The organism is Kitasatospora sp. NBC_01300, from assembly GCF_041435235.1.
Taxonomy (GTDB): domain Bacteria; phylum Actinomycetota; class Actinomycetes; order Streptomycetales; family Streptomycetaceae; genus Kitasatospora.
Genome location: NZ_CP108408.1, coordinates 1,221,557 through 1,233,197 on the forward strand (window position 1 = coordinate 1,221,557; position 11,641 = coordinate 1,233,197).

11 protein-coding genes are annotated in these 11,641 nt (G+C 72.7%); 2 read left to right on the top strand and 9 right to left on the bottom strand.

Going from position 1 to position 11,641, the window contains the following annotated elements:
• Positions 1–53: 53 nt before the first annotated feature.
• Positions 54–1,154, bottom strand: a complete 1,101-nt coding sequence (galT, locus tag OG556_RS05230) for a galactose-1-phosphate uridylyltransferase (RefSeq protein ID WP_371516084.1) — start codon at positions 1,152–1,154, stop codon at positions 54–56.
• A 199-nt stretch (positions 1,155–1,353) separates the two neighbouring features.
• On the opposite strand from galT, the gene OG556_RS05235 reads away from it, so the two are divergent.
• Entirely contained in the window at positions 1,354–2,178 is an 825-nt protein-coding gene (locus tag OG556_RS05235; protein ID WP_371516085.1) for a DeoR/GlpR family DNA-binding transcription regulator, read from the top strand.
• An 8-nt stretch (positions 2,179–2,186) separates the two neighbouring features.
• Here the strand turns inward: OG556_RS05235 and OG556_RS05240 are convergent, their stop codons facing one another.
• The 8 genes from OG556_RS05240 to OG556_RS05275 form a co-directional block, all read right to left on the bottom strand.
• Positions 2,187–3,239: a LacI family DNA-binding transcriptional regulator gene (locus tag OG556_RS05240; RefSeq protein WP_371516086.1), complete on the bottom strand. Its 1,053-nt coding sequence runs from the start codon at positions 3,237–3,239 to the stop codon at positions 2,187–2,189.
• 57 nt (positions 3,240–3,296) lie between these two features.
• Positions 3,297–5,009, bottom strand: a complete 1,713-nt coding sequence (locus OG556_RS05245; protein WP_371516087.1) for a glycoside hydrolase family 36 protein — start codon at positions 5,007–5,009, stop codon at positions 3,297–3,299.
• Positions 5,010–5,011: 2 nt separating this feature from the next.
• Complete coding sequence (locus tag OG556_RS05250; RefSeq protein ID WP_363579919.1) at positions 5,012–5,842, bottom strand: carbohydrate ABC transporter permease; 831 nt, start codon at positions 5,840–5,842, stop codon at positions 5,012–5,014.
• 71 nt (positions 5,843–5,913) lie between these two features.
• Positions 5,914–6,834, bottom strand: a complete 921-nt coding sequence (locus OG556_RS05255; protein ID WP_363579918.1) for a sugar ABC transporter permease — start codon at positions 6,832–6,834, stop codon at positions 5,914–5,916.
• On the bottom strand, positions 6,831–8,174 hold the full coding sequence (locus OG556_RS05260; protein ID WP_363579917.1) for an extracellular solute-binding protein: 1,344 nt from the start codon (positions 8,172–8,174) through the stop codon (positions 6,831–6,833). Before OG556_RS05260 ends, OG556_RS05255 begins: the two co-directional genes overlap by 4 nt.
• A gap of 210 nt (positions 8,175–8,384) precedes the next feature.
• The gene (locus OG556_RS05265; protein WP_371516088.1) at positions 8,385–9,611 is read right to left on the bottom strand and encodes a radical SAM protein; all 1,227 of its coding nucleotides are present in this window, start codon (positions 9,609–9,611) and stop codon (positions 8,385–8,387) included.
• A gap of 20 nt (positions 9,612–9,631) precedes the next feature.
• The gene (locus OG556_RS05270; RefSeq protein ID WP_371516089.1) at positions 9,632–10,366 is read right to left on the bottom strand and encodes a hypothetical protein; all 735 of its coding nucleotides are present in this window, start codon (positions 10,364–10,366) and stop codon (positions 9,632–9,634) included.
• A gap of 292 nt (positions 10,367–10,658) precedes the next feature.
• Entirely contained in the window at positions 10,659–11,252 is a 594-nt protein-coding gene (locus tag OG556_RS05275) for an isochorismatase family protein (protein WP_371516090.1), read from the bottom strand.
• 191 nt (positions 11,253–11,443) lie between these two features.
• On the opposite strand from OG556_RS05275, the gene OG556_RS05280 reads away from it, so the two are divergent.
• Complete coding sequence (locus tag OG556_RS05280) at positions 11,444–11,632, top strand: hypothetical protein (protein ID WP_371516091.1); 189 nt, start codon at positions 11,444–11,446, stop codon at positions 11,630–11,632.
• Positions 11,633–11,641 lie beyond the last annotated feature (9 nt).

The window sequence follows — 11,641 nt, forward strand, 5'->3', positions numbered from 1 at the left end:
AGTCTCCACGGGCGTGGTCACGGGCGTGGTCACGGACGTACTTACGGGCGTGGTCACAGGGCTACCTCCCGCAGCCGGCGGGCCGCGTCCTCGGGGGTGACGTCGTTGACGAAGGCGTCCATGCCGGATTCCACCCCGGCCAGGAACTTGAGCTTGTCGGCCGCGCGCCGGATGGTGAACAGCTCCAGGTGGAGGGCGAGTTCGTGCTCCTGGCCGGCGGGCGCCTGGTGCCAGGCGGAGATGTACGGGGTGCGACCGGCGCCGAAGAGGCGGTCGAAGCGGCGCAGCAACTCCAGGTAGAGGCGCGGGAATTCGGCGCGCTGCGGCTCGTCGAGGCCGGTCAGGTCGGCGACCCGGCGGTGCGGGTAGAGGTGCACCTCGTACGGCCAGCGGGCGGCGAAGGGGACGAAGGCCGTCCAGTGCTCTCCGGCGAGCACCACCCGGGCGCCGTCGGCGCGTTCGGCGGCGAGCAGGTCGTCGAAGAGGCTGCGGCCGGTGGCGGCGCGGTGTTCGGCCGCGCGCGCGGCCATCCGGGCGGTGCGCGGGGTGGTGAAGGGGAAGGCGTAGATCTGGCCGTGCGGGTGGGCGAGGGTGACGCCGATCTCGGCACCCCGGTTCTCGAAGCAGTAGACCTGCCGGACGCCGGGGAGGGCGGCGAGTTCGGCGGTGCGGTCGGTCCAGGCGTCGAGGACGAGGCGGGCCCGCCGCTCGTCGAGGTCGGCGAAGGAGGCGTCGTGGTCTGCGGTGAAGCAGACCACCTCGCAGCGCCCGGCGCCGGGGCCGCTGACCCGCGGTCCGCCGACGCCTTCCAGCGCCGCCGGGGGGCCGGCCAGCGAGGGGAAGCGGTTCTCGAAGACGGCCACCTGGTAGTTGTCGGCGGGGATCTCGCTGTGCCGGCCGTCCCGGGAGGGGCAGAGCGGGCACTCCTCGGCGGGGGGCTGGTAGGTGCGGGCCTGGCGGTGCGCGGCGACGGTGACCCAGGCTCCGGTGGCCGGGTCGAGCCGGACCTCGGAGCCGTGGGCGGGCGGGTCGAGCGGGCGCCGGTCGACGGCGTCCCGGGGGACGGCCTCGCCGCTGTCGTAGTAGATCAGCTGTCGCCCGTCCGCGAGTGTGGTCACGGTCTTGGCGGTGGGCTGGGTCAGGGTCCCGGCCATGGCCTTCTTCCCTCTATCCGACACGAAACAACAATATCCAACATTATCCATCAGACCCGGCTGTCCGGAAGGGGCCCGCGCCTGCCATGATGGCGGTGACCGTGGCCCGCCGGGCGGCCAGTCGGGCGGCCGGACGGACGGCTGGACGGACGGCCGGCCGAACGGTCACGCGGACCACACCGACCCGAGGAGCCCCCCGATGGCTGACAGCGCCCAACCGCTCGCCGGACAGCGCCGCGTGCTGATCCTGGAGCGGGTCCGCGCGCGCGGCGGCGTCCGGGTGACCGAACTGGTCCGGGACCTCGGGGTGTCCGACATGACCATCCGCCGCGACCTGGACGCGCTGGCCCGCCGCGGGCTGGTGCACAAGGTGCACGGCGGGGCGGTGCGGACGGAGGCGGCGGCCAGCGGCGAGCCCGGGTTCGAGACCAAGGCCAACTGGCAGCTCCCCGCCAAGGAGGCCATCGCCCGGGCCGCCGCCGCCCTGGTGCCGCCCGGCTCGGCGGTCGGGCTGGCCGCCGGGACGACCACCTTCGCGGTCGCCCGGCAGCTGCGCGCCGTCGAGGGCCTCACCGTCGTCACCAACTCGCTGCGGATCGCGGAGCTGCTGGAGGAACCCGACGAGGACGGCACCCCCGCCACCGCGACGGTGATCCGCACCGGCGGCGTCCGCACGCCCTCCGACGCGCTGGTCGGGCCGGTCGCCGACCAGGCGATCCGCTCGCTGCACGTCAACGTGCTGGTCATGGGCTGCCACGGCCTCTCGGCCGAGACCGGGCTGACCACCCCGAACCTGGCCGAGGCGGAGACCAACCGGACCTTCCTCCAGTCCGCCCGCCGGGTCGTCGTGGTGGCCGACCACACCAAGTGGAACGCGGTCGGCCTGGCCTCCTTCGCCGCACTGGAGCAACTGGACGTGCTGGTGACCGACGACGCACTGGCGGCCGAACACCGGGCGGCGGCAGCCCAGTTGGTGGGCGAGCTGATCGTCGCTCCGACCGGGGAGCAGGACCCCCAGGCCTGACGGGCCCCCTAAGGACCCGTCCGGGAACTCGCCCGCACCACCAGCTCGGCGGCCAGCTCAAGACCGCCCGCCGGCGGCGCCTCCCCGCGCACCTTGCCGAGCAGCCGCTCCACCAGGGCGGCGGCGATCGCCCGCAGCGGGAGCCGCACCGAGGTCAGCGCGGGGTGCAGGTGGCGGCAGAGCGGCGTGTCGTGGAAACCGGTGACCGCCACCCCCGCCGGCCCGACCGCCGATCCCTCCGCCCGGACCGCCTCGTAGACGTCCAGCGCCAGCAGGTCGCTGCCCGCCGCGAAGGCCGTCGGCCGCTCGGGCCCGCGCAGCAGCTCCCGCACGGCCGCGACGTCCGGCCGCGCCGCCGTCACCGCGGACAGGCCCAGCCGGGCCGCCTCGGCGAGGAAGCCCGCCCGCCGGGCGGCCATCCACGGCAGGTCCTCGGCGCGGCCGACGTACCCGATCCGGCGGTGGCCGAGCCCCGCCAGATGCCGCACCACCACGGCCATCGCCGTGTCGTTGGCGATGTCGACCCAGTGCTGGGGCTGCCCCGGGCCCGTCCGTCCGAAGGCGACGAACGGGAGGCCGGCCCGGACGACGTGCCCGATCCGGGGGTCATCGCCCAGCACGTCCGCCAGCACCAGCCCGTCGACCTGACGGGCCGCCACCAGTTCGTCGATGGCCGCCAGCGGGCCGGCCGCCCGCGGGACCCCGCTCTCGGCCGCACCCTGCCCCGGACGGAACAGCAGCACCCGCTGCCCCTGCGCCCCCGCCGCGTCGACCAGCGCCTCCAGGAAGCCGGCCATCAGCGGGTTGGGGTCGAACGGGTCGTCCACCGGGGCGAGGTAGCCGAGGGTGCGCCGGGCGCCGCTGCGCAGCGAACGCGCCGACTGGTCGGGCTGGTAGCCGAGTTCGCGGATCGCCGCGGTCACCCGGGCCAGCGTGTCCGGGCGGACCCGCTGGGGGGCGTTGAGCGCGTTGGAGACGGTCTGCCGGGACACCCCGGCCGCGCGGGCCACCTCCTCGATGGTGGTGGCGCCGCGGCGCGGTCGGGGTGTTCCCTCGGGCATCGGAGGCTCCAGGACGGCTGCTCGGGTCTGACGGGTGCTCGGTTCCACTGCTCGGTTCTACGGACGGCGCAGGGTCAGCAGCCCACCGCGCGGCACGGCGATGCCGCCCGCCCGGTCGAGCTCGACCTCGCCCTGCCGGACGATACGCCCTCGGGCGTCCTGCACGGTGGCCTCGGCCGTCCCGCCGCCGCCGGTGAGCCGGACGTCCGGATCGGCGTCGGCGTTGGCGACCAGCAGGGTGCGCCAGTCCGCACCGGAGACGTCCACCGGCAGCGCGGCGTAGCGGGCCACCGCGACGGTGCCGCCGCCGACGGCGGTGACCATCGGGTAACCGAGGTCCGGCCGGGCCGGGCGCAGCTCGCCGAGCTGCAGGGTGGCGACGTGCTCGCGGAAGACGCCGAGCCAGAAGGCGATCGCCTCGCGCTGCCCGGGGCTCTGCGCCGCGAGGTCGACGGAGACCTGCGGCACCGAGAACAGCACGTTGATCAGGTGGCAGGCGATCTGCTCGGGCGGCTCGGCCGGGTGCCACATCAGCATGTCGGCGTGGACCGGGACGGGCCCGGCGGCGAGCCGCACGTCGATGGTGCGCTGCCGGTTCTCCTGCGGGCTGAGCGGGCAGTCGGTGGCGCGGACCATGGTGACGTACGGCCACAGGCCGGGGCTGACGTACGGCTGGCGGTGCTCGATCATCGCCCCCGGCTTGACCGCGGTGATCCGGCGGCGGATGGCGGCGAGCAGCCGCTCGACGCCCTCGTCCACGGTGGCGCAGTCGGCCTCGGGCCCGGCCTCCGGCGCGTCGGCGCGGGCGAACCAGTCGACGAAGTCGACCTTCAGTCCGTCCATGCCCCACTCCTCGACGGCGCGGGCGAGCCGGCCGGTCAGGAACTCGCGGACCTCGGGGTAGCGCGGGTCGGCGACGACCGCGCCCAGGTGGGCGGCGTCGGCGAGCGCGTAGCGGCCGATCGCCTCGAAGGCTGCGCTGTCCTTGCCGATGAACGGCAGCGCGTACCAGAGCAGGTACTGCACGCCGAGGTCGTGGACGCGCTGGACGTGGGCGGCGGTGTCGGGCAGCGAGACCGGCTCCCAGTCCCCGCAGTGCGCGTAGCCGCGGGTGCGGTCGGCGGTCATCCAGCCGTCGTCGACGATGATGACGTCCATGCCGAGCTCCTTGCCGAGCGCGGCCTGGGTCTCGACGCCCTTGGGCGTGACGTCCTGGTGCATCGAGTACCAGGTGGAGTACGCGGGGCGGCGCGCGGCCTCGGGGATGTCGGCCTCGCGGTCGGTCCACCACCAGGCGGCGAGGCCGGCCAGGCAGCGGGCGAAGTGCCGGCGGGAGGTGTCGATGCGGACGGTCAGCCGGCCGGCGGCCTGCGCCCAGAACCGGAACTCCCCGGTCTCCTCCAGCACTCCGGCGCCGGCCAGGACGTCGGCGCGCTCGGCCGCGAAGGCGCAGATGGCGATGTCGCCGGTGCCGATCAGGGCGGCGATCGGGGCGCCGTTGGCCAGGCTGGTGCGGCGCGGAGCGCTCCACGCGGCGGGCAGCCAGCCGGTGCCGCGCGGCTCGGGCGTCCAGAACGCGGTGGCGTCCACGCACGGCACCCGCCACTCGATCCGGACGTCGCCCGTCCCTTCGGCGGTCACCTCGACGATTCCGTCACCCGCCCCGCGGGCGCTCGCGTTCCCGCTGACCCGCAGGTCCAGGCCCTCTGCGTAGAGCGAACGCAGGCCGCCGGCGACGGCGGGGGCGTGCGGTTCCCAGATCTCGGTCATGTTCAGCCCTTCGTGGCGCCGGCCAGCAGGCCGGAGATGAACTGCCGCTGGAGGACCAGGAAGAGGACCATCATCGGCAGGGTGGACAGCGCGGTGCCGGAGAGGATCGCGCCGTAGTCGGTGTTGCTCTTGTTGCCGTGCAGGGTCGCGAGGGCGACCGGCAGGGTGTGCATCCCGGGACTGCGCAGAGCGATCAGCGGCCAGACGAACTGGTTCCAGGAGCCGAGGAAGAGGAAGATCGAGAGGGCTGCCAGCACGGGCCTCATGACCGGTACCACCACGCTGAACAGCACCCGGAACTCGCCCGCGCCGTCGACCCGGGCGGCGTCCAGGAGTTCGTCCGGCAGGCTGCTCAGTGACTGCCGCATCAGGAAGATGGCGAAGGGCACGCACAGGCCGGGCAGGATCAGCGCCTGGTAGGTGTCCAGCAGGCCGAAGTTCGTCATCATCTTGAACAGCGGTACCAGCATGACCTGTTCGGGCACCACGAGAGTGGAGAACAGCAGGGCGAACAGCAGGGTCCGGCCGCGGAAGCGGAACTTGGCGAAGGCGTAGCCCGCGAGCAGCGCCACCACGAGGGCGCCCAGCGTCTGGACCCCCGCCACCAGCAGGGAGTTCCCGACGACCCTGAGCAGGCCGATCTTCTGCTCCAGGTGGCTCAGGTTCTCGCCGAGGCTCCCGCCGGGCAGCAGCTTGGGCGGCCAGTCGAAGACCTCGGTGTCCTTGCGGGTGGCGGAGACCACCAGCCAGTAGAAGGGGGCGATCGACAGCCCGGTGATGCCGGCGAGGAGGAAGGTCAGCGGCCAGCCGCGCAGCTTCTTGAGGGGGTTCACGCGCTCGGAGGCCTCGCTCTGGGGGGTATCGCTCTTGGAGGTATCGCTTTGGGAGGTATCGCTTTGGGAGGTCACTTGTCGCGCTCTCCCATCAGGCGCATCTGGACGGCGCCGAGCACCGTCACGAGCAGGGTGAGCGCGTAGGCGACGGCGGAGGCGTAGCCGAAGTCGTAGTACCGGAAGCCGTTCTGGTACAGGTACATGGAGACGGTCAGGGTGGCGTTGTCCGGCCCGCCGCCGGTCAGTACGTACGGCTCGTCGAAGAGCTGGAGCGTTCCGATGGTCGAGAGCACGACCGTGAACAGCAGCACCGGGCGCAGCGCGGGGACGGTGACGGAGGTGAAGCGGCGGATCGGTCCGGCGCCGTCGACCATCGCGGCCTCGTACAACTCCCTAGGAATGGACTGGAGTCCGGCGAGGTAGATGACGGCGTTGTATCCGGTGTAGTGCCAGGTGAGCACCACGACGACGGCCGCCCGGGCCCAGACGGGCTGGCCCAGCCAGTCGACGGAGGGCAGGCCGACGGCGTTCAGCACCCAGTTGACCGCACCGTCGTCGGTCTTGAGCAGGTAGGCGAAGATCACGCCGGTGGCGACCAGGCCGGTGACCGAGGGCATGAAGACGCCGAGGCGCCACACCGTGCGCCAGCGCACCACCGCGGAGTTGATGCCGACGGCCATCAGCAGGGCCAGTCCGAGCATCAGCGGGACCTGCATGACGAGGATCTCGCCGGTGTTGGACAGGGCCGTCCAGAACAGCGGGTCGTCCAGCAGGCGCCGGTAGTTGGCGAGGCCTGCGTCGCGGGTGGCGGCGCCGGAGCCGGTGGTGAAGGAGAGCAGCAGCGACTCGACGACCGGGTAGGCCTTGAACACGCCGAAGGTCAGCAGGGCGGGCGCGAGCAGCAGGTACGGTACGGCGGCGCGCCGCCGGCGGGACCGGCGCCGCGCTGCGGACCTCCTGGAGAGGGCGGCGGGCGGGCTGGCGGCACTCATGCGATACCGCGCCCGGTCTGCTGGGCGAGCTGCTTGGCGGCGTCCTGGAGGACGGCGGCCGGGTCGGCGCCCTTGAGGAGGACCTTGACCTGGGCGTCGCTGACGAGCTTGAGGGCGCGGGCGTAGTCACCGGAGTAGTTGGTGGGGTAGCCGCCCTCGGTGGCGAGGTCGGCGAAGGTCCTGAGCACCGGCTGCCCGCCGTAGTAGGCGCTCGGCGCGGCGTACAGCGGGTCGGTGTAGGCCTCGGTGAGGGCCGGGAAGACGCCGCCCGCGTTGAACATGGCGTTCACCGAGGCCGGGCGGGTGACCGTGTACTCGACGAACTTCCATGCGGCGCGGCGGCGCGGGCTGGAGGCGGCGACGGCCAGGTGGGTGGAGTTGACCAGGGCGGTGCGCTTGCCGCCGGGGGTGACCGCCGGGGGCTTGGTGAGACGCCAGTTGCCGCTCTGGTCGGGGATCTTCTTCTCCAGGTAGTGCGCGACCCAGGCGGGCATCGCGGCCACCGCGAGCTTGCCGGCCTTCATCACGGGCGGCCAGCTCTGGACGCCGGGGGTGTCGCCGATCAGCCCGGCCTCGTCCAGCCGCTTGACGATGGTCAGGGCGCGCACGGCCGCCTCCGAGCCGACGGTGATCTTGCCCTGGAGGTCGAAGTAGAAGGCGCCCTGGAGCTGCATCAGGGCCTGGACGAAGTCCAGGTCGGGGGTGGGGTTGGCGGCCCTGTTGATGCCGATCAGGGCGACGCCGGGGTTGGCGGCCTTGAAACGGTCGGCCACGGCGAGCAGGTCGTCCCAGGTGGCGAAGGACTCGGGGTCGATGCCCGCCTTGTCGAAGTAGTCCTTGCGGTAGAAGAAGCCGAGCGGGTTGACCTCCCAGGGCAGTGCGTAGGCGTGGCCGTCCTTGCCGCTGACGACGGGCCACAGGCCCTTGGCGAACTTGTCCTTGTGCGCGTCGGCGCCGAGCGCGGAGAGGTCGGCCAGGCCGCCGGGGAACTTCTCCTGGTATCCGGGCAGGTAGTCGCAGCCGATGTGCAGCACGTCGCCGAGGCCTTGGCCGCCGGCCGCCAGGCCGACGGTGATCTTGTCCCAGATGGCCGGTTCGCCGATGTCCTGGACGTCGACCGTGATCCCCGGGTTGTCCTTCTGGAAGGCCGGGACGATCCCGCGCAGGGCTTCGGCGGCCGTGGCCCAGGACCAGACGGTGATGTTGCCGGTGTCGGCGTCCCCGCCCGAGGCGCCCCCGGAGCCGGAGTCGCCGCAGGCTGCGAGCGTGCCGCCGGCGGTCAGGGCCAGCAGGCCCGCTCCTGAGGCTCGGAGCAGATCACGACGGGAAAGGTGTGACATTGCATTCCTCTCTGAGGGGTGGCGAGGAAGGGGTGAAGCAGGAAGGGTGGTGGGTGAGGCAGGAGGGGGGTCTTGAAGGGTTTTGAACGTTCAAATACACAAAACAGACCAGAACCAAACAGGTTCGAACGAGCGGGTCACAGCAAACGCCCACCCTCCCCGCGCCGTCAAGACCTGGGCGCGGAGAGGGTGGGCTCCGAAACCGTTCCGTTATGCCAGGGCGGCGTCCGGAGGGCCGAAGACGGTTCCCGGGGTGACCGGGATCCCCCGCGCCATGGCCTCGAAGTCCAGGATCGGATGGGTCAGGATCTCCTCGACCTCGTCGGTCAGGAGGTTGCCCAGGATGAACTCCTCCTCCGCGCCCGACCCGAAGGTGACCACCTGCCCGCTCGACTGGATCATCCAGTTCAGCAGCTCCCGCTCGCTGCTCTCCGCGAGGTGGATCTCCCGGCCGGGGTGGTCGCGCCGGATCCCGTCGACGACCGCCCGGACGTCCTCCACCGCCACGCCGAGCCTGCGCACCGTGGCCGGCGAGGCCCGCCGGCCCCACCACTGGAAGATCACCCACTGGGCGACCGACGGGTGGGACAGCACCTCCGCGGCGAGCTCCGGCAGCTGGTGGAGGTTCTCGGCACTCGCCACGGTGTGCACCCGCACCCGGTCGAAGCCCTCGGCGTCGCACAGGGCGAGGGACTCCAGCAGCGCGTCGAGGAGCCTGTCGTCCGGGCTCCGGCGGAAGGCGCGCTGCACCTCCGGCGTGACGGCGTCCAGTGGCAGCCGCAGCGAGGACAGGCCGTGGAGCCGGGAGAGCTTCTCGGCGGTGAGCGTGTAGCCGGTGGTGTCGAGGCCGACCTTGAGACCACTGGCGATGGCGTGGTCGACCACGTCGAAGACCGGCGGCCACAGCAGCGGGTCGCCGCCGGCCAGGACCAGGTCGGTGGTCCCGTGCGCGGCCAGCTTCCCGACGATCCGCCTGGCCTGGTCGAGGTCGATCTGCTCCGCCGCGAACGGGTTGTAGCAGCCCTGGCAGGACATCGGACAGCGGTTGTTGATCGACCAGTTGACCCGCCGGACCCGTCGGCCGGTGCGCGGCCGGTCGGCCCTGCCGCGGATCCCGGCCACCAGCCGGGCCAGGCGGACGGCCTGCGGGAGGGTGGCGCCGGCGAGCAGTTCCCCGGCCCGTTCGACGGCGGCCGCGGTGGCGTTGTTCTGGAGCAGGAGGAAGGCCAGGCGCCACCGCATGGTCTCGTCCCCCCGGTCCTGGCCCAGGGCCTGTTCGACCCGCTCGGTCAGGGCGCCGAGGTAGCCGGGGGTGAAGTTGGCGGGTTCCAGGCGCCGTTGGAACGCGTCGGCGATCGACCCGCGCTCCAGGGAGCGGTCGTAGCCGGCCCGCAACGGGTGCGGGGGCAGGATCTCCACGTGCTGCCGGGTGGGCATTCGGTGTTCTCCGGTACGGGTCAGTTCGGGGCGGACGGCAGCATGACGACCATCGAGTCGGCGGAGGACAGGCCCATGCCCTCGACGAAGACCGCGTCGCGGACGAGCTGCGCGATGGCGGGGTGGGTGGGGGCGGCGAGGTAGCGGGCGGTGGATTCGAGCGGGGTGATGTCGCGCTCGGCGATCAGGGTGCGCAGCGAACCCGGCAGGTCGTCGAGGCCCTCGCGCACGTCCTCCAGGTCGAACCGGTCGGCCAACCGCATCGCCGCCCTGCGGGCCTTGGCGAGGTTGGTCGTCGGGTCCAGGGCGGTCGCCTTCGCCAGGTAGTAGGGGACGGGCTGCATCATCCAGGCCAGCGCCTCCCCCGGGTCGTCCTCGTCGTGGCCGGGGCGGTCGAAGGCCTCCGACCCGAGCCCGAGGCCGTCGCAGAACCACTCGGGCCGCATGCTGATCCGGTAGTGGGCGTGACCGGCCAGCCGGAACGCCGGGAGCCTGGCTATGACGGACGTCGTCTCGATCCGGAAGGTGTCGGAGATCCGCCGCATCGTCCGCCCCAGCACGGCCCGGACCTCCGGCACGTCGGCCCCGTCGGCCACGACGTGGATCAGGTCGAGGTTGGAGACGATGTCACCGGTGGGCCCGGTGCGGTGGTCGCCACGGGCCAACGAACCGGTCGCCGCCACTGACATGCCGGTCACGTCCGCGAACTCGCGGGCCAGCTCCTGGAACAGCCGGGGGACGTCTTCGGGTCTCACGCGCTTCCTCGGGTGTCGGCTACGGCGGTGAAGTCGAGAGTCTTCGCCCACTCTTCCAAGTCCGCTCACATCACGGAGAGTTGGCGTTCAGATGGGCAGCCTAACAGCGACCCACCACAAATGGTCGCGTTCGCACCACATATCTCACACATCACGGCTGACGGACCGACACAAGCGGTCTCCACCAGTCACTCACGTACCGCCCGCCCGCACCCGGATCGGGTGGGCGTCGAGACATCCGAACCACGCGTGCGCGAGAAGTCGGCCGGGCCGACTTCTCGCGCAGACCTCGTCAGGCCAGCACGACCGGCGTGCCCGTCAGATCGACTCCTGCCTGCCGGAGTTCGCCGAGGGCGGTGACCGTGGTGTCGGTGGCCACGCCCGCCGTGTAGTCCAGCAGCACCCTGGTCGCGAACCCGGCCTTCACGGCGTCCAGCGCCGTCGCCTTCACGCAGTGGTCGGTGGCGATCCCGACCACGTCCACGGCGTCCACGCCCTGGCCGCGCAGCCAGTCGGCGAGCCGGGTGCCGTCCGCCGCGAAGCCCTCGAACCCGCTCTTGGACGCCGAGTGCGCGCCCTTGAAGAACACCTCGTCCACCGCGCCCGCGTCGACGGCGGGCGCGAAGGACGGGTGGAACTCGCCGCCCTCGCTGCCGACCACGCAGTGCACCGGGAAGGACTCCCGGAAGTCCGGCTGCGCCGAGAAGTGCGGACCCGGGTCGATGTGGTGGTCCCGGGTCGCGACCACCCGCGCCCAGCCCTCCCGCTCCGGGCCCTGGACCAGCTCGGCGATCGCCCGGGCCCGGTCGGCGCCCCCGCCGACCGGGACGCTCCCTCCCTCGCAGAAGTCCTTCTGCACATCCACCACGATCAGCGCGCGAGCCATCGACCGGCCTTTCCTCGGGGGTACGGATTTCGCGGCCAGCTTGACGCCTTCGAGGTACGTGGACGAAGCAACCCGGGCTGCCGTTCACCCGGACGGTCCTGGCGCGACGATCAGCCCGCCCCGGCAGCGCCGCCAGGGGGCGCGGCCGGGGCGAGTGGGTCGGGTTCCGGCCGAGGTCCGGGGAGGGCTGGGTGGTCACCAGGGCGCCCGAGGCGCTGCGGTGGGAGCGCGGGCCGGTCGAGGCCGACGTGGTGGTGTCGGGCGCGGTGGCGGACCTCATGCTGGTGGTCTCCCGCCGCGTCCCGCCGCAGGACGACCGGGTGACGGTGACGGGCGACCGCGCGTTGCTGGACCACTGGTTGGCCCACACGGCCTTCTAGCTCACGGAG